An 18366-nucleotide genomic window follows, 5' to 3' on the forward strand; every position below is an offset into this window, starting at 1 on the left:
GCAGCGACCGCGCATTCGACTATGATTCGCCGAACGCGAATCAGAGACCGCGGATGCTGTTTTCCTCGCTGCGCACGCTGGTGAAGGTCGCCGTCGCCTCCCTCATCGTCGGCACCATTCTTTCGCATTTCGGCATCACCGCCGAAGCGCTGCTGCGCGAAGCCGGTGTGACGCCCGAGCGCGTAACGGAATACGGACAGCGCGCCTGGGACTGGGCTGCACCGAACCTCATGCTTGGCGCGCTTGTGATCCTGCCGGTCTGGTTTCTGATCTTCCTGTTCCGCCCACCGGGCGCAAAGAGCGAGTGAGCCTGCCGCGTCTACTTGCGCTCGATTATCAGCAGCACGCATTCATTGTTGCCCGTATTCGTGACCTGATGCACGCTCGCGGTGTTGAACCCGACCGTCCCCTTCTTGCGGACAAGCTCTCCGCCCTTGCCGTCCGGCGCCACACCCTTCAGCTGACATTCCGTCAACGTGTAGTTGGTGAGATCACCGGCGTGGCTATGCATGGCGTCGCTCTGGCCGGGTTTCCAGGTCGCGAGGATGACCCGGAAATTCTTATCTTCGCCGATCACCTTGTACAGGTCCGGTGATGCTTCAAAGGACTGCAAGTACGACTTCAGATTTCGGGAATTTACGGGGTCTGCGGCAGTCTGCGCCGACAGCCCGGTCGGCGCAGCCGCGAGCAAAGCGATCGTCATAAGAGGAAGCATACGAGGCAAATGCAGCATTGCAGTCTCCGATGCAGTGTTGATTTCGACAAATGGCAGATTGGCGGAAGGTCACGCGGCCTCCTCGCCCTCATCCTTGATCGGCGTGACCGCATCACTGCGCGCGCCCAAGATTGCCGGCGCATCGGCCCCGCCTCGGGTCATTTCGCTGCCGGTCCGGCGCTTCGACACGACGCGGTCGCCTGGGGTCTTGTCGAGCAGGAGGCGGGTCACGTCCGGCCGCGCATAATGCCCGGCCGGATCGGCCGCGGCCTTGGCAAGCGCGATCATGCCGAGATCGATATCCGCGTAGACCAGCCCTTCCTCGGTTTCCGGCAGTGGCGCATGCATCAGCTGGCCATCCGGTGCATAGATGGTCGCAAAGCCGCCGCCCTGCAGCAGGAGTTGCTTCTTCATGTCGTCGGTGCAGAGCATGTCGACGATCTCTTTGGAGACGACCGCACAGGGCGCAATCGCGAAACAGCCGCCCTCGACCGCATAGATGCGCGTAGCCGCGTTGTTGACCTCGGGGCCGAGCGCGTAGGCGCCGCCGCGATAGAGTGAGAAGCTCGGCCAGGACGCGATATGTACCTGCTCATTTTGCGCATACATCGCGTATTTCGAAAGCGGCTGCAGATGCTCCCAGCAGCACAACGCGCCGACGCGGCCGAGTGGCGTCTCGAACACCGACAGGTCGGAACCGTCGCCCTCTCCGAACACGGTGCGCTCGACATGGGTTGGTTTCAGCTTGCGCCGCATCGCGATGGTCTCGCCGTCGGCGCCGATGATCCATTGCCCCATATAGAGACTGCCGCCGTGCTTCTCGCTGTGGCCCATGACCACCATGATGTTGTTGTCTCTTGCGGCCTTGGCGAGTCGTTCGGCCTGCGGCGAGCCATAGACCAGCGAATTATCGTGGTAGCGCTGGATGAACTGCATGCCCCAGGCCGGGGAATCCAGCCAGATGAAGAACGGATAGCCGGGAATGAAGGTCTCGGGGAACGCGATCAGCGAGGCTCCGTTGCCGGCAGCCTCCTTGATCAGCGCGATCGACTTGTCGACCGTCTTGTCGAGATCGAGAAATGCCGGCGCGGCCTGCACGGCGGCGGCCTTGAATTTCGGATGATTGACGGACATCGAAAACTCCTCCGCTGGGACGGCGTTGGGCCGTTGAGCCCGGATGTCCGAACCGTACGGCGAAGCCGACGGCCTTGCTTGTTTCTGGCTCGCGCCGGACTTGACTGAGCGACGCACCGGTACGTCTGCCTGCTTTTTCACGTGGACAGGGCAGTTGCGCACGCTACGCTTGGAACATGCACAGGCTTTGGTCCACAGACTCTGTGGAAGTACGCGACCGGCTCTCCTACTGGATCGAGGCGGTCTGCAACACCTATGTGCAGCTCGACTGCGATACGCCCGCGCGAAACCGCGCATTCCAAGGCACCATCGAAGCGAACCAGCTGGCAACGCTTGGACTTTCGCTCGTGACGTCTTCGCCGCAATGCGTCCGGCGGACACCGCAGAAGATCTCGCGCGCGACCGAGGATTACTTCCTGGTCAGCATTCAGACAAAGGGCAGCGGCAAGATCGTGCAGGACGGCCGCACAGCAGCGCTGACGCCCGGCGATTTCGCACTCTACGATTCAACCCGTCCCTACGAACTGATTTTCGACGAGCCGTTCCAGCAACATGTGCTGCAATTGCCGGGCGCCATTCTGCGCGGACGATTGCGCGACACCGAGACGCTGACCGCGCGCAGGGTTTGCGGTGACCGCGGCGCCGGTCATCTGATGATCGGCATGATCAACACGCTTGCTGCCGACATCGACACGCTGGAAGCAGGCTCGGTCGCCGCCATCGCCGAAAGCGTGGAAAACATCCTGGTCGCGGGGCTGTGCTCGCTGCCGGGCGCAGCGGATCCTGTGGTGTCGCAGCTCACCGCCCATCACCGCGACCAGATCAAGGCCTATGCGCTGCGGCATCTGCGCGATCCGCAATTGTCGGTGAACGCCATTGCCGCGCATCTGCGGCTTTCGCCCAGCACGATCTACCGCGCCTTTTCCGGCGAGCCGATTTCGCTCAATGTCTGGATCTGGAACCAGCGCCTCGACGGCGCCAAGCGCGACATCTGCGACCCGGCCCTTGCCGGCCGCACCATCACCGAGATCGCATTCGGCTGGGGATTCAACGACGCGGCGCATTTCAGCCGCATCTTCCGCGGGCGCTTCGGATGTTCGGCACGGGAATTGAGGGGGGAGTGTCTGCGCAAAGCTTGACCGCTACGACGGCTCGCGCCTCGCCTCACCCCGCTCAGTCGCGGCATAGCGCTTCGTCAGCAGCGAGGCGGCAACCACCACGATAGCGACGAACGCGATCATGAGCGTCGAGATGGCGTTGATCTCCGGTTTCACACCCAGCCGTACTTCCGAATATATCCGGATCGGAAGCGTGGTGGCGCCGGGACCGGTGGTGAAGCTCGCAATTACCAGGTCATCCAGCGACAGTGTGAATGCCAGCATGAAGCCCGCCAATACTGCAGGCAGGATGAGCGGCAGCGTCACGGTCAGAAAAGCGCGAAACGGTGGGCAACCGAGATCCATCGCCGCCTCTTCGAGGCTCCAGTCGAAGGCCAGCAGCCGCGACTGAACGATCACGGTAACGAAGCACATCGTCAGCGTGGTATGCGCGAGCGTGGTGGTGATCATGCCGCGCTCGATATCGATGGCGACGAACAGAAGTAGAAGCGCGAGCCCGATGATCACTTCCGGCATCACCATCGGTGCATAGACCATCGCGGAGAAGGGCAGCCGGCCGCGGAAGCGCCCCATGCGCACAAGCGCAAGCGCGGCAAGGGTGCCGAGCATAGTCGCGAGGCAGGCGGTCATGAAGGCAATGCGAACGCTGACCCAGGCTGCCTGAAGGATCGCCGAATCGTCCAGCAGCGCGCGATACCAGCGCAGCGACCAGCCACCCCAGACCGCGACAAGCTTGGAGTCGTTGAATGAATAAATGACCAGGATCGCAATCGGCACGTAGAGAAAGACAAGACCAAGCACGACCGACACGATGTTGAAGGCAGAGGTTCGGCGGTGCATCATCACCTCCGCTCCAGCGCGCGCATCTGCACCGCCTGATAGAACACGATCGGCACCAGCAGGATCGCGAGCAATACGGTTGCCAGCGCCGACGCCACCGGCCAGTCCTTGTTGGAGAAGAATTCCGTCCACAAGGTTTGTCCAATGAACAGCGCATCGGAACCGCCGAGCAGATCGGGGATCACGAACTCGCCGACGACCGGAATGAAGCAAAGAAGCGAGCCGGCGATCACGCCGGGCAAAGCGAGCGGCAAGGTCACGAGCCAGAACGCCTTCCATCGCGGACAGCCGAGATCGGCGGCAGCCTCGAGCAGGGTCTCATCCATCTTCTCGAAAGAGGCGTAGAGCGGCAGCACCATGAACGGCAGATACGAATAGACGATGCCGATGAAGATCGCAGTGTCGGTCGCAAGCCACGTCAGCGGAGCTGAAATAACCCCGAGCGCGATCAGCGCGTCGTTCAGCAGGCCGTCGCGCTGCAGGATCGTGATCCAGGCATAGATGCGGATCAGGAACGCGGTCCAGAACGGCAGGATAACCGCGACCACCAGAACCGGTTGAAGGTTTCGCGGAGCACGCGCCATGCCATAGGCGATCGGAATGCCGATCGCGAGCAGGATCAGGGTCGAGACCGCCGCGAATGTCAGGCTGCGCAGGTAGGATGAGACATACAGCCAGTCTCCCAACAACAACTCGAAGTTGGCGAGGGACAGCGCACCGACGAAATCCTTCAAGCCCTGCCAGCCGGCCGAAACATCGAACACCGGACTATACGGTGGCTGCGCCAGCTCGGTCTGGGAGACAGAAATGCGCAGCACGATCAGGAACGGCAGCAGCAGAAACAGCAGCAGCCACACATAGGGGATACCGATCACGGTGCGGCGATACCAGCGATCGAATTTTGCAGACCTCGCCATGGCATCAATCCCGGAGCAGGACGCCGGCCTCGGGAGGAAAAGTCAGCCACGCGTCATCCCCGCGATGCAACAGGCTCGACGAGCGCCGGTCCTTGTTGGCGGCAGAGGCTTTCAGAATCATGCCGTGCTGGTCGCGCAGGTTGTAGACCGAAACATCGCCGAGATAGGCGATATCGAGGACCTGGCCATGGAGCATATTCAGGGCGTTCGGCACAGGTTCGCGCGCGATCTCGATCTTCTCAGGACGGACGGCGACGGTCACGCGCGCGCCGTCTTCGATGCCGTCCTTGCGCGCCAGCACAAGCCGCCCCGCTTTGGTATCGACGGAGGCCAGTCCACCGTGATGACCGGAAATCGTCCCGTCGAACAGGTTCACTTCGCCGATGAATTCGGCAACCCAGCGGCTCTTCGGCTCTTCATAGATTTCGGCCGGCGTGCCGACCTGCACGAGCCGGCCCTCATGCATTACGCCGATACGTCCCGCCATGGTCATCGCCTCCTCCTGGTCGTGGGTGACGATGATGAAGGTGAGCCCGAGCCGCTGTTGCAGCCCCATCAGCTCGAACTGGGTTTCATCGCGCAGCTTCTTGTCGAGCGCGCCGAGCGGTTCGTCGAGCAAAAACGCCTTCGGCGACTTTGCCAGCGCCCGCGCCAGCGCAACCCGCTGACGCTGGCCGCCGGACAATTGATGCGGCTTGCGATGGCCGAAGGTTTCGAGCTTCACCAGCGCAAGCATTTCGGCGACGCGGGCCGCAATTGCCGATTTCGTCCAGCCCTCCTGACGCAGCCCGAAACCGACATTTCCCGCGACCGTCAGATGCGGAAACAGCGCATAGCTCTGGAACATCATGTTCACCGGCCGCTCATGAGGCGGGACATTGACCAGGTTCTGCCCGTCGAGCAGCACCTGCCCCTGATCGGGGACCTCGAATCCGGCAAGCATGCGCAAGAGCGTGGTCTTGCCGCATCCGGACGGACCCAGCAGCGCGAAGAACTCGCCACGCGCGACGTCGAGAGAAACGTTGTCGACCGCGGTGAAGGTGCCGAAGCGCCTGGTCACGCCGGAAAAGCGCACCATTGGTGTCGTGATCGAAGGCCGATCCGAAGCTTCGGCCGGGTGGTCGGGCATGACGAATTCCGAGAACCGTGACGGCGATTCCGCTCGGTTGCGGAGGCTAGTCGGCTTGTTCGGGAGGCTCAAGATTTCCTTGACCGCAGGGAGCAGGGCCGGTTGCGGGGAAGCGGTTCACCGGACTTCGCCGAGTCCGCCGATGCGACGAGACCGGAAAGCGGGAGGGGGCTGGTGGTCCGATTCTAACATTCGCATCCCTTATCGGCAGGCTCTTTTGCGAATGTTAGAATCAAAGGACCACTAGCAAGTATTGGATTCTAGTGGAGCTTTGGATTTGACATTCGCTTTGCGAGCCCGCGGCCGAGTGGGTAGCGAATGTCAAATCTGTTCCACTAGGTCAGCCAGGCTGGCTCGCCGGGATCGGCGAATCCCTCGATCTTTGCCGCGACCTTGCGCGGCGCGGGGCCATAATAATCGCCGATCCGCACCATCTCACGTGGCTTGAGCCGGATGGCCACGATGCGCTCGAAGATCGCCTTGGCGGAAACCGGCTTGCAGAGAAACTCGTTGACCCCAAGGCGCACCGATTCGATCACCTTCTCTCGCTCGACATGGCCGGTCAGCATCACGACCGGGACCGCCGGCACCGGAAAGGTCAAAGGCGAGCGAACGATGCGCATGAATTCGGCGCCATTGATGTCCGGCATGTCCCAGTCAAGGATCACCACGTCCGGATTGAGCGTGATGATGGATTCGAGTCCCGTCAGCCCGTCCGCCGCATCGTAGAAGGTCTTGATTCCGTTCGCCTGGAGCAGGCTGCGGATCACCTTGCGCATGTAATAGTCGTCGTCGACCACGAGTACGCGCGTGGACTGCACAAGTTCCTGAATGTTTCTCGAAGTCACCGGACCAAGATTCATCGCGTCTTCGCCATTTTGCCTCGTATTAAGAGAGCATTTGCGGGTTTCAACCGGCTGAAGTCGCGAGCTACAATTTGAACGATCGCAGCCGCCTCAGGATCCGTCTGGTCAACGCCGGGTTAAGGTGCGACTGACCGCGTCGCGCCAGCCCTGCCATTTGCGATCACGTGTCGCGGAATCCATGCGTGGCTCGAAGCGTCGTTCGCTCCGCCAGCTTGCGGCGAAGTCGTCGAAATCCGGGCAGAGCCCCGCCGACAGACCTGCCAGATACGCCGCGCCCATCGCCGTCGTTTCCATGATTCTTGGGCGATCGACCGGCGCGTTCAAAATATCTGCCAGAAACTGCATGGCCATGTCGCTGGCCGCCATGCCGCCGTCGACCCGCAGCACCGTGCCGGCGGCGCCCGGCCAGTCGGCATGCATGGCCTCGATCAGGTCGCGGGTCTGGTAGCCGACCGCCTCCAGCGCGGCGCGGGCGAATTCGGCGGCTCCGGAATTGCGGGTCAGCCCGAACATGGCGCCGCGCGCCTGCGCATCCCAATAGGGCGCCCCGAGCCCGACAAAGGCCGGCACCAGATAGACCTGCTCCGCCGGATCGGCGCGCGCGGCAAGCGCATCGGTTTCGGAAGCCGAAGCCATCAGATTCAATCCATCGCGCAGCCATTGTACCGCGGCGCCGGCGACGAAAATCGCGCCTTCCAGCGCATAGCTTCGCCTGCCTCCGATCTGATAGGCGATCGTGGTCAGCAGCCGGTTGCGCGAAGCCACCGGGCTTGCGCCGGTGTTGAGCAGCGCGAAACAGCCGGTGCCGTAGGTCGATTTCATCATGCCCGGCGTGAAACAGCCCTGCCCGACCGTCGCCGCCTGCTGGTCGCCGGCAACGCCGCGAATCGCGATTGCACCGCCGAACATCGCGGTCATCCCGTAATCGGCGCTACAATCCCTCACGTCCGGCAGCAGCGCGAGCGGAACGCGGAACAGCTCGGCAAGCTCCGGGTCCCATTGTCCGGTGCGGATATCGAGCAACAGGGTGCGCGCGGCATTGGTGGCGTCGGTGGCGTGCACGCGCCCACCGGTCATGCGCCACATCAGGTAGCTGTCGACGGTCCCGAACGCCAGTTGTCCGGCTTCCGCAGCCTCCCGCGCACCCGCGACATGATCGAGCAGCCAGGCGATCTTGGTCGCCGAAAAATAGGGATCGAGCACCAGCCCGGTCTTCGCCGCGACGGCCGGTTCCAGGCCGCTGTCGCGCAAGTCCGCGCAGATGGTCTCGGTGCGCCGGTCCTGCCAGACGATGGCGTTGTGGATCGGCTTGCCGGTGACCCGGTCCCAGACCAGTGTGGTCTCGCGCTGGTTGGTGATACCGATCGCGGCGATATCGGCGGCCCCGAGTCCGGCACGCGCCAGCGCTTCCCTCGCCGTGGCCTCGACCCCGGCCCAGATTTCATCCGGATCGTGTTCGACCTGTCCGGGCGCTGGATAAATCTGGCGGAATTCCTGCTGCGCGGTCGCCAGTGGACGCAGCGCCGCGTCGAACACGATGGCCCGCGTCGAGGTCGTGCCCTGGTCGATCGCGAGAATGGCCATCTAGTGGTCCGATGCTAACATTCGCATCCGTTCTCGGCAGGCTCTATGGCGAATGTTAGCATCAAAGGACCACTAGCAAGTATTGGATTCCAGTGGAGCTTTGGATTTGACATTCGCTTTACGAGCCCGCAACCGGGTGGGTAGCGAATGTCAAATCCGCTCCACTATGTCACAAGTCTCAGCGCGGGCAGCGGCGCCATGAAGCGTTGCAACGCCGCCCGTTCGACCTCCGAGAATTGCAGGCCGAGCTTGCTGCGGCGCCACAGCACGTCATCGGCCTCGAGGGCCCATTCCCTGGCCATCAGATAGCGGACCTCGGCCTCGGTGAGATCGGCGCCAAAGCGGATGCCGAGCGCTGCGTAGCTGTCGGCTTCACCAAGGACATCGCCGATCCGCGTACCATAGGCGCGCACCAGCCGCACGGCGTGCTTTTCCTCCAGAAACGGCCAGGAGCGGCGGGCCTGGGCGACCTGTGCGTCGACACCGTTATAGGGAAAATTGCCCCCCGGCAGCGGAACGCGCGCGGTCCAGGGCCGGTTCGGCGCGAACACATTTCCGAACAGTTTCATCGCCGCCTCGGCGAGCCTTCGATAGGTGGTGATCTTGCCGCCATAGACCGAGAGCAGCGGAGCCTGCCCGAAGCCCTTGTCGAAGGCGAGATGATAGTCGCGGGTCACGTCTTCCGGTCTTTTCGAGCCGTCGTCATAGAGCGCCCGTACACCGGCAAAGGCATACACGATATCGCTCGGCGCGACCGTGCCGCGAAAATAGCGCGAGGCGGTGTCGCACAGATAGGCGATTTCAGCGCCGGACGGAGCAACCCCGGCCGGATCGCCCTGATAATTCTCGTCGGTGGTCCCGATCAGCGTGTAGTCGCCCTCATAAGGCAGCGCGAACACCACGCGGCGATCCGGATTCTGGAAAATGTATCCGGTATCGTGATCGAACAGCCGCTTCACCACGATGTGGCTGCCCTTGACCAGGCGCACGCGGGCAGGCTCCGGCATCCGGATCACCGTTTCGGCGACAAGCCCGACCCAGGGGCCGGTTGCGTTCACCAATGCCCGCGCGGTAACCACGTCCCGCCGGCCGCTCGTATTCAGGATCAGTCGCCATTCCTCGGAACGTTCCGCCCGCACGCATTTGGTGCGTGTGCGAATGGTGGCACCTCGTTCGGCGGCATCGAGCGCGTTGAGGATCACCAGACGCGCGTCGTCTACCCAGCAATCCGAATAAAGGAATCCGAACTTGTAGGTCCGCTTCAACGGTGTGCCGAGGACGTTGTGGGTCAGATCGACGGTGCGTGTGGGCGGCAGAATCTTGCGTCCGCCGAGATGGTCGTAGATGAACAGGCCAAGCCGCAGCAGCACCGGCGATCGCATCTGCGGCAACGGGGGAAGCAGAAAGCGCAGCGGCCGGATGATGTGCGGCGCATTGCGCAGAAGGATTTCGCGTTCCTTCAGGGCTTCGCGCACCAGAAGAAAGGCGCCGTGTTCCAGATAGCGCAGACCGCCATGGATCAGCTTGGTGGACGCCGAGGAGGTGCCCGAGGCGAGATCGCCCTGTTCAACGAGCAGGACCCGCAAGCCGCGACCGGCCGCGTCGCGGGCGAGGCCCGCGCCATTGATGCCACCACCGATAATGGCAAGATCGAAGTCCGCCACCGGTCTGTTTCCTCCCCACCCGCCAGAATGACGCGCAGAACCGCACGCGCCAAGCATCACTCTCGCAAAATGGCCGCAAATCCCTATATAAATGAACGGCCTGCCCCCAGGCAGGCGGCCCGACGGATTTGCAATGCCTGCCCCCCGCCTGCTCGTGATCGAGGGAAACACCGCCGACGGACGCAGCCTTCTCAAGGCGGCCGGCGGCGAGGCGCCGAGCGAGGGTTATGCGGGACTTCTGCGCGAATTCCTGCCGCAGGCCGCGGTGGACATCTGCTACCCTGCCGACCCCGGAGCCAATCTGCCGGACAGCGCCGGCCTCGAATCCTATGACGGCGTCGTGATTACGGGCTCTGCCCTGCACGTCTATGACCGCGGCCCGCATATCGACCCGCAGATCGAACTGGCACGGGCGGTGTTCGATTCATCGACACCCCTGTTCGGGAGCTGCTGGGGCCTGCAGGTCATCACCACCGCGGCGGGCGGCAGCGTTCGGCGCAATCCGAAGGGGCGCGAAATCGGCTTCGGGCGCCGCATCCGCCTCACCGCCCCGGGGCGCGGTCATCCGGTCTTTGCCGGCAAGGATGAGGTGTTCGACGCCGTGACGATCCATCTCGATGAGGTCGAGACGCTCGCGCCGAACATGCAGGTGCTGGCGCTGAACGCGTTTTCAGCCGTGCAGGCGGCGGAAGTGAAGGTCAATGGCTGCACCGCCTGGGGCGTGCAATATCATCCGGAATATTCGCTGGCCGACATCGCCGCGAGCTTCCGCCGCCACGGCAAGCGGCTGATCGAGGAAAGATTCTTCAACGACCATGACGAGTTGAACAGCTACGCGGAGACCGTCGCCGTGCTGCACGAAAAGCCGACCGACAAACCGCGCGCCTGGCGGCTCGGCCTCGACGCAACCGTTCTCGACAAGAGTATCCGCACCCGCGAGGTGCGAAACTGGATTCATCATCAGGTGCTGCCGACCCGCAGCCAGCGCGGCCGGGAGTAGCGCTTGGATTTCCGGGACCGTCATGTGGTTGTGACCGGCGGGACCGGAGCGCTCGGAACGGCGGTGACCGCAGCCTTGCTGGATCGGGGTGCTTTCTGTCACATCCCCTGTCATTCGAAGGACAGCATCAACGCCTTTCCCTATCGCGGTGACGACCGGGTCAAGCTTTATCCCGCCATCGAACTGGCCGACCAGGATCAGACCGATTCGCTCTATTCCGGATTGGGCCGGATCTGGGCTTCGATCCATCTGGCCGGGGGCTTCGCGGCGGCGAAGCTCGGGAACACCGGCAAGTCCGGCCTGATGGACCAGTTGGACACCAATCTCGTGAGCTGCTTCCTGTGCTGCCGGGCCGCGCTGAAGGCCATGGGCGCGGACGGTGGCCGCATCGTCAATGTCGCCGCGCGCCCGGCGCTGGAACCGCGATTGGGCGCCGGCATGACCGCCTATACAATCGCCAAATCCGGCGTGGCCGCGCTCACCATGGCGCTCGCGGAAGAAGTCGCGCGGGACGGGGTTCTCGTGAATGCGGTCGCCCCTTCGATCATGGACACGCCCGCAAACCGCAAATCAATGCCGAAAGCCGATCATGCCCTTTGGCCCAAAGTCGAGCAGGTGGCGCAGACCATCCTGTTCCTTGCATCACCTGAAAACACGGTCACGCGAGGGGCTATCGTTCCCGTCTACGGACGCTCGTAACCGCAGGACCGGGCCAGTATGATCCGGCATCAGTTTCCCAACACCGCGCCGTGGAATTGCCGCGGAGCGATCTAAATCCCCTGGAGAGTTTGTATGAACGTGCTGACCTTCATTTCGCGCACCGCGATGGTGTCCTGCGTGTCCGCGGCCGTTGCGATGACGGTCGCTCTCGCGCAACCGGCTCAGAAGCCGTTCGAGCCGACGGTCGGTCAGGACGGCAAGGATGTGATCTGGGTGCCGACACCGCAGGCGCTGGTCGACAAGATGCTCGACATGGCCAAGGTGACGGCGGCCGACACAGTCGTCGATCTTGGTTCGGGCGACGGACGCACCGTCATCACCGCCGCGAAGCGCGGCGCAACCGCCCGCGGCATCGAGTTCAATCCGAAAATGGTCGAGCTGTCGAAATTCAATGCCGAGAAGGAAGGCGTGGCGGACAAGGCCACCTTCGAGAATGCCGATATCTTCAAGACCGATTTCTCGAATGCCGACGTCGTCACGATGTTCCTGCTCACCAGGCTGAACGCGCAATTGCGGCCGACCATCCTGGACATGAAACCCGGCACCCGCGTGGTTTCCAACAGCTTCGACATGGGCGACTGGAAGGCCGATGAGGAAGCGGTCGTATCCGAGGGATGCAGTTCGTTCTGCAAGGCCTTTTTCTGGATCGTGCCGGCCAAGGTGGACGGTGCCTGGACCATGGACAACGGCGAACTCACGTTCAAGCAAAGCTTCCAGAATTTCACCGGCACCCTCAAGAACGGCAATGTGATCACGCCGATCGCGAACGGCAAGCTGAAGGGAGACGAAATCACCTTCACCGCCGCGGGCAAGGCATATACCGGAAAGGTCAACGGCTCGACGATCGAGGGCACGACCGCAACCGGCGACAAGTGGCAGGCCAAGCGCGGCGCCTGACCGCAAGAAAAGGGAAGCATCAAATGAAGCTCACGACGCATGCCGCGCGCCTCGCGGCAATCTCATCGCTTGCGGTTGCAATCGCGCTGAATGCCGCCGTCTCGCAGCCGGCGGAAAAACCTTTCGAGCCGACCGTCGGTCAGCAGGGCAAGGACGTGGTGTGGGTGCCCACGCCGCAGGCCCTGGTCGACAGAATGCTCGATATGGCGAAGCTCGCGCCGAACGAGATTCACTTTGATCTCGGCTCCGGCGACGGCCGCACCGTGATCACGGCGGCAAAGCGCGGGGCCACCGCATTCGGTGTCGAATTCAATCCGAAGATGGTCGAATTGTCGCGCGCCAATGCCGCGAAGGAGGGTGTCGGCGACAAGGCGACCTTCATCGAGGGCGACATTTTCCAGACCGACTTTTCCAAGGCCAACGTAATCACGCTGTTCCTGCTGCCGAACCTCAACGAAAAGCTGCGCCCGACCATCCTCGACATGAAGCCGGGAACGCGCGTGGTTTCGAACTCGTTCTCGATGGGCGACTGGCAACCGGACGAGCGGGCCGAGGTGACCGAGAATTGCACGGGTTATTGCCGTGCGTTGCTCTGGATCGTACCGGCCAAGGTCGACGGTACCTGGACGATCGAACGCGGCGCAAATTCCAGCGCCCTGACGCTCAAGCAGCAATACCAGAGCTTCACCGGCACGATCGCTGACGGCAATGTCATCACACCGGTCACCGGCGGGAACCTGAAGGGAGACCAGATCACCTTCACCGCCGCCGGTATTGAGTATACCGGCAAGGTCGATGGCGAGACCATCGCCGGGACAACCAAGTCCGGCGATACGTGGCAGGCCAAGCGCGGCGCGGTCGCACAAGCTCCTGCTGCACAAGCTCCCGCCGCGCAACCTGCACCGCCGGCGCCCGCTGCAGAGAAACCTGCCCCGAAAGCGGCCACCCCGGAAGCGCCGAAGACGCCGGCGGCCGACGCGGCGCCCGCGGCGCCGAACGACAAGGCGGCAAGCGCCGAAAAGCCGCCCTTCGAGCCACAGGTCAGCCAGGACGGCAAGGACGTCGTCTGGTGGCCGACCGCAAATGCGCTGGTCAACAAGATGCTCGATCTCGCCAAGCTTACGCCCAAGGATCGGCTCATCGACCTCGGCTCCGGTGATGGCCGCACGGTCATCACGGCGGCGCAACGCGGCGCCACCGCGCTCGGCATCGAATACAATCCGAAAATGGTCGAACTGTCGCAATTCAACGCCAAGAAGGCCGGTGTCGCCAACAAGGCGACTTTCCGCCGCGCCGATATCTTCAAGACCAACTTCTCGAATGCCGACGTGCTGACGCTGTTCCTGCTTCCGGAACTGAACGAGCGACTGCGTCCGACCATCCTGCGGATGAAGCCCGGAACGCGGGTGGTGTCCAACACCTTCGAGATGGGCGACTGGGAGCCCGACCAAGTGGCCGAAGTCGAGGACAATTGCCAGTCCTATTGCAAGGCGCTGCTCTGGATCGTGCCGGCAAGGGTCGAAGGACGATGGCGAATGGGCCGCGACGTGATCACGTTCAAGCAGAAATTCCAGACCTTCACCGGCACCATGCGGCGCGGCAAGGTGGTCACGCCGATCACCGACGGAAAACTGAACGGCAACGAGATCACCTTCACGGCGGGCGGCACCGAATATACCGGCACGGTGAATGGCCGCAGGATCAATGGCGCCACAAAGTCCGGCGGTACCTGGAACGCGAGGCGCGGGTGAGCGTGAAGCTGCCCGGCGCCGTAGGTGTCGTGGCGGCGGCATGCCTGGCCGCATGCATCACGCTTTGTCCGGTTCAGGCTCAGCCGGCGCAGAAGCCGGCCAGGCCGCTGGTCGGCCAGCCGGGCAAGGACGCGATCTGGGTGCCGACACCGGGCGCCCTGATCGAGATGATGCTCGACCTCGCGAAGGTCACCGCAAGCGACAGGGTGGTCGATCTCGGCTCCGGCGACGGGCGCGCCGTGATCGCCGCGGCGAAACGTGGCGCGCTGGCGCGCGGCATCGAATATGACGCCAACCTGGTGGCGATTTCGAAAGCGAGCGCCGAGAAGGAAGGCGTGGGCGGCAGGGCTGTGTTCGAGCGTGCGGACATGTTCGCCACCGACTTCTCGGACGCGACCGTCGTGGTCCTGTTCCTGCTCCCCGATCTCAATATCAAGCTGCGTCCGTCCATCCTCAATATGAAACCGGGCACCCGCGTGGTCTCGAACACCTTCGAGATGGGCGGCTGGCTGCCGGACGAGGTGAAGTCGCTTCGGGAGGAGTGCGACTTTTTCTTCTGCAGGGCGTTGCTGTGGATCGTGCCCGCGAAGGTCGACGGCGAGTGGACGATCACCGCGGACGGGGTCGCCGGCAGGATGTCCCTGAAGCAGCAATTCCAGACCTTCGCCGGCTCGATCACGAGCGGCGTTGCCGTAACACCGGTCAGCGATGGACGGCTTGCGGCGGACGAACTGACATTCGTCGCGGACGGCGTTGCCTATTCCGGCAGGGTGCGCGGCGACATCATTGAAGGCACCACCAAATCCGGTGCACCATGGCAGGCCAGACGCGGCAATTGACCGCGATGAAGGAGACGGCAATGCACGCGTTGAACCATTCCATCCGGCTGGTTTCGGGCTCCTGCGTCTCGCTGGCGCTGGCGGTTAGTTGCGCGGTCGCACAGCCCGCGCCGGCATTCGAACCGAAGGTCGGGCAGAGCGGCAAGGACGTCGTCTGGGTTCCGACCAACCAGCGGCTGGTCGACAGGATGCTCGACATGGCCAAGGTGACGGCGGCCGATTACGTCATCGATCTGGGGTCGGGCGATGGCCGAACCGTCATCACCGCGGCAAAGCGCGGCGCCACCGCCCACGGCATCGAATACAACCCGAACATGGTCGAATTATCGAAAAAGAACGCCGAGAAGGAAGGCGTGGCGGCGAAGGCGACGTTCGAAAAGGCGGACATTTTCGAGAGCGACTTCTCCAGGGCCACCGTCATCACGATGTTTCTGCTGCCGTCCCTCAACGTCAAGCTCCGCCCCAAATTGCTGGACATGAAGCCGGGCACCCGCGTTGTCTCCAACTCGTTCGACATGGGCGACTGGCGCGCGGACGAGACCGTTTCGCTGAACGGCAACGGCGGCTGCACCTCGCATTGCACCGCTTATTTCTGGATCGTGCCGGCCAAGGTGCAGGGCAAGTGGAAGACGCCGGAGGGCGAGCTGACGCTCGAACAGACCTATCAGGACGTCAAGGGCACTCTGAAGAACGGCAACGTGATCGCGCCGATCACCGACGGCAAGCTGACCGGCGATCAGATCGCCTTCACCGCCGGCGGCACCCGCTACACCGGCACGGTCACCGACAAGGCGATCACCGGCAAGGCCAATACCGGCGGCAAGGAAACCGAGTGGACCGCAACCGCGATGGCGCTGCGTCCTTCTGTCCCGGGCGCGGCGCAGCCGGAAAGCGCGCCGAAATGAGCCGATGCAGCGCCGCGAAAAGACGCATGCAAGGTCTCCGATCTGCAGCGCATCGTCTTGCGATGCGCTGCTCCCGGGACACGAAACGGAAGCTCAATTCTTGAGCCTGTAGCCAGTGCGGAAAATCCACCACACCGTGATCAGGCACATGACGAGAAACACCACCGTCATCGACAGGCTGATCGCGACGCTGACGTCGGAGATTTCGAAGAAGCTCCAGCGAAAGCCGCTGATCAGGTAGACCACCGGGTTGAAAAGGCTGACGGTCTGCCAGAACGGCGGCAGCACGTCGATCGAGTAGAAGCTGCCTCCGAGAAAGGTGAGCGGCGTGATAATGAGCAGCGGCACCACCTGCAGCTTTTCGAAGCCGTCGGCCCAGATGCCGATGATGAAGCCGAGCAGACTGAACGTCACCGCCGTCAGCACCAGGAACGATACCATCCAGAGCGGGTGCGCGACCTGCAGCGGGACGAAGAAGCCCGCCGTGAGCAGCACGATGACGCCGAGCATGATCGACTTGGTGGCTGCCGCGCCGACATAGCCGACCACGATCTCGACAAACGACACCGGTGCCGACAGGATTTCATAGATCGTGCCGACAAAGCGCGGGAAATAGATTCCGAAGGACGCGTTCATCACGCTCTGCGTCAGCAGCATCATCATGATCAGGCCGGGCACGATGAACGCGCCATAATCGACGCCGTTGACTTCCTGGATGCGCGAACCGATGGCGGCGCCGAACACCACGAAATACAGCGAGGTCGAGATCACCGGCGAGAGAATGCTGCCGAGCGGAGTCCGCCAGGTGCGCGCCATTTCGAACTTGTAGATTGCGAGAATCGCCCGCCAGTTCATTTGCGCTCCACCAGTCCGACGAAAATGTCCTCGAGCGAGGATTGCTCGGTCTGCAGATCCCGAAACCGGATATTCGCGGCGTTGAGGTCCGATAGCAAAGCGGTAATCCCGGTGCGCTCGCCCTTGGTGTCGTAGGCATAGACCAGTTCGGTGCCGTCATTCATCAGCGCCAGCCCGTATTTCGCGAGGTCGGCCGGCACCGCATCGAGCGGCCTTTGCAGCTGAACCGTCAGCTTCTTCTTGCCGAGCTTGCGCATCAGTTCGGCTTTGTCCTCCACCAGCACGATCTCGCCCTTGGAGATCACGCCGACGCGGTCGGCCATGTCTTCGGCCTCCTCGATATAGTGGGTCGTGAGGATGATGGTGACTCCGGAGGAACGCAGATCGCGCACCACCTGCCACATGTCCTTGCGCAGCGCGACATCGACGCCCGCGGTCGGCTCGTCGAGAAACAGGATGCGCGGCTCGTGCGACAGCGCCTTCGCGATCATGACGCGGCGCTTCATGCCGCCGGACAAGGTCATGATCTTTGCGTCCTTCTTGTCCCACAGCGACAGCGACCTGAGGATCGTCTCGATATGGGCCGGGTTTTTCGGCTTGCCGAACAGCCCGCGGCTGAAGCTGACCGTGGCCCAGACCGTCTCGAAGGAATCGGTGTGCAACTCCTGCGGAACCAGGCCGATCAACGCGCGCGCCGCGCGGAAATCCTCGACGATATCATGGCCTCCGACCGTGACCTTGCCTTCGCTGGCGTTGACGATACCGCAGACGATGCCGATCAGCGTGGTCTTGCCGGCGCCGTTCGGACCGAGCAGCGCGAAAATCTCGCCTGCATAGATGTCGAGCGATATGCGTTTCAGCGCCTGGAAGCCCGTGGCGTAGGTCTTGGACAGATTCTGGATCGAGATCACGGGGAGCATGTGGGGGGCCGGTTCGAGCGGGCGGACGGTCTGGCGGAACGGATTTGACATTCGCTACCCGCCTGGCGGCGGCTCGCAAAGCGAATGTCAAATCCGAAGCTCCACTAGAATCCAATACTTGTCTTGGTCCTTTGATTCCAACATTCGCAAAAGAGCCTGCCGAGGAGGGATGCGGATGTCAGAATTGGACCACTAGCAGAATTGCGCAGCCGCAGGCATCTAGTCAGTGCATGGGAGGCCCGCAACAGGGTTGCCGGTCGATCCGCCGGCACCGACGTGGCCGGGACCCGCAATCTGCAATCCACGGTGGCTGTCATGGATGAGGCGTGCGAGCCCCCCGCACGCGCGCCGGAGCGACCGACCCGACTATTCCATCAGACGCGCAAGGTCCCTGGCGCCTTCGGACGCGCTCCTTTTGTCCATGACGGCGTCGGTGTCCGCGATCAGTTTCTCGACCACTCGGGTGCGGACGGCGATCGGATTGCGCTCATAACCGAGACGCTGGAAGAAGT

The 18366-nt window shown here is 62.9% G+C and carries 18 protein-coding genes; 8 read left to right on the forward strand and 10 right to left on the reverse strand.

The features are described 5' to 3' along the window. Positions 1-53: 53 nt before the first annotated feature. Positions 54-308, forward strand: coding sequence for a DUF6460 domain-containing protein (locus AB7F49_RS25545; RefSeq protein WP_428527630.1), 255 nt, complete (start codon positions 54-56; stop codon positions 306-308). An 11-nt stretch (positions 309-319) separates the two neighbouring features. Here AB7F49_RS25545 and AB7F49_RS25550 read toward each other — a convergent pair whose 3' ends face one another. Next, a complete protein-coding gene (locus AB7F49_RS25550) occupies positions 320-733 on the reverse strand; it encodes a hypothetical protein (RefSeq protein WP_428527632.1) in 414 nt (137 codons plus the stop codon). Between the two features lie 51 nt (positions 734-784). Next, the gene (locus AB7F49_RS25555; protein ID WP_428527634.1) at positions 785-1849 is read right to left on the reverse strand and encodes a carbon-nitrogen hydrolase family protein; all 1065 of its coding nucleotides are present in this window, start codon (positions 1847-1849) and stop codon (positions 785-787) included. 203 nt (positions 1850-2052) lie between these two features. Here AB7F49_RS25555 and AB7F49_RS25560 point away from each other — a divergent pair, with 203 nt between their 5' ends. Then, positions 2053-2988 carry a helix-turn-helix domain-containing protein gene (locus tag AB7F49_RS25560; RefSeq protein ID WP_428527635.1) on the forward strand — a complete coding sequence of 312 codons (936 nt, stop codon included), beginning with the start codon at positions 2053-2055 and terminating at the stop codon, positions 2986-2988. Between the two features lie 3 nt (positions 2989-2991). Here AB7F49_RS25560 and AB7F49_RS25565 read toward each other — a convergent pair whose 3' ends face one another. From AB7F49_RS25565 to AB7F49_RS25590, 6 genes are all read right to left on the reverse strand, one after another. After that, positions 2992-3807 (reverse strand): ABC transporter permease, encoded by an 816-nt coding sequence (locus AB7F49_RS25565; RefSeq protein WP_428527663.1) that lies wholly within the window; start codon positions 3805-3807, stop codon positions 2992-2994. Between the two features lie 2 nt (positions 3808-3809). Further along, positions 3810-4724 (reverse strand): ABC transporter permease, encoded by a 915-nt coding sequence (locus tag AB7F49_RS25570; RefSeq protein WP_428527637.1) that lies wholly within the window; start codon positions 4722-4724, stop codon positions 3810-3812. Between the two features lie 4 nt (positions 4725-4728). Then, positions 4729-5853, reverse strand: a complete 1125-nt coding sequence (locus AB7F49_RS25575; protein WP_428527639.1) for an ABC transporter ATP-binding protein — start codon at positions 5851-5853, stop codon at positions 4729-4731. A 335-nt stretch (positions 5854-6188) separates the two neighbouring features. After that, on the reverse strand, positions 6189-6716 hold the full coding sequence (locus AB7F49_RS25580) for a response regulator (RefSeq protein WP_428527641.1): 528 nt from the start codon (positions 6714-6716) through the stop codon (positions 6189-6191). Between the two features lie 108 nt (positions 6717-6824). After that, positions 6825-8303 (reverse strand): glycerol kinase GlpK, encoded by a 1479-nt coding sequence (glpK, locus tag AB7F49_RS25585; RefSeq protein ID WP_428527643.1) that lies wholly within the window; start codon positions 8301-8303, stop codon positions 6825-6827. 164 nt (positions 8304-8467) lie between these two features. Then, complete coding sequence (locus tag AB7F49_RS25590) at positions 8468-10024, reverse strand: glycerol-3-phosphate dehydrogenase (protein WP_428527645.1); 1557 nt, start codon at positions 10022-10024, stop codon at positions 8468-8470. 76 nt (positions 10025-10100) lie between these two features. On the opposite strand from AB7F49_RS25590, the gene AB7F49_RS25595 reads away from it, so the two are divergent. From AB7F49_RS25595 to AB7F49_RS25620, 6 genes are all read left to right on the forward strand, one after another. Beyond that, on the forward strand, positions 10101-10967 hold the full coding sequence (locus AB7F49_RS25595; RefSeq protein WP_428527647.1) for a type 1 glutamine amidotransferase: 867 nt from the start codon (positions 10101-10103) through the stop codon (positions 10965-10967). Between the two features lie 3 nt (positions 10968-10970). Next, positions 10971-11666 (forward strand): SDR family NAD(P)-dependent oxidoreductase, encoded by a 696-nt coding sequence (locus tag AB7F49_RS25600; protein ID WP_428527649.1) that lies wholly within the window; start codon positions 10971-10973, stop codon positions 11664-11666. Between the two features lie 93 nt (positions 11667-11759). After that, positions 11760-12584, forward strand: coding sequence for an SAM-dependent methyltransferase (locus AB7F49_RS25605; protein ID WP_428527651.1), 825 nt, complete (start codon positions 11760-11762; stop codon positions 12582-12584). A gap of 23 nt (positions 12585-12607) precedes the next feature. Beyond that, positions 12608-14335, forward strand: coding sequence for a class I SAM-dependent methyltransferase (locus AB7F49_RS25610; RefSeq protein ID WP_428527653.1), 1728 nt, complete (start codon positions 12608-12610; stop codon positions 14333-14335). Continuing rightward, the gene (locus AB7F49_RS25615) at positions 14332-15174 is read left to right on the forward strand and encodes an SAM-dependent methyltransferase (protein WP_428527655.1); all 843 of its coding nucleotides are present in this window, start codon (positions 14332-14334) and stop codon (positions 15172-15174) included. The genes AB7F49_RS25610 and AB7F49_RS25615 overlap by 4 nt, the downstream gene beginning before the upstream one ends. A 20-nt stretch (positions 15175-15194) precedes the next feature. Continuing rightward, positions 15195-16079, forward strand: a complete 885-nt coding sequence (locus tag AB7F49_RS25620; protein WP_428527657.1) for an SAM-dependent methyltransferase — start codon at positions 15195-15197, stop codon at positions 16077-16079. Positions 16080-16172: 93 nt separating this feature from the next. On the opposite strand, the gene AB7F49_RS25625 is transcribed toward AB7F49_RS25620, so the two are convergent. Together AB7F49_RS25625 and AB7F49_RS25630 are read right to left on the reverse strand one after the other, a co-directional pair. Beyond that, positions 16173-16934: an ABC transporter permease gene (locus tag AB7F49_RS25625; RefSeq protein ID WP_428527659.1), complete on the reverse strand. Its 762-nt coding sequence runs from the start codon at positions 16932-16934 to the stop codon at positions 16173-16175. Continuing rightward, positions 16931-17854: an ABC transporter ATP-binding protein gene (locus AB7F49_RS25630; protein WP_428527665.1), complete on the reverse strand. Its 924-nt coding sequence runs from the start codon at positions 17852-17854 to the stop codon at positions 16931-16933. Before AB7F49_RS25630 ends, AB7F49_RS25625 begins: the two co-directional genes overlap by 4 nt. Positions 17855-18366: the final 512 nt, after the last annotated feature.

Origin of the sequence: Pseudorhodoplanes sp., assembly GCF_050250235.1 — a bacterium.
Taxonomy (GTDB): domain Bacteria; phylum Pseudomonadota; class Alphaproteobacteria; order Rhizobiales; family Xanthobacteraceae; genus Pseudorhodoplanes.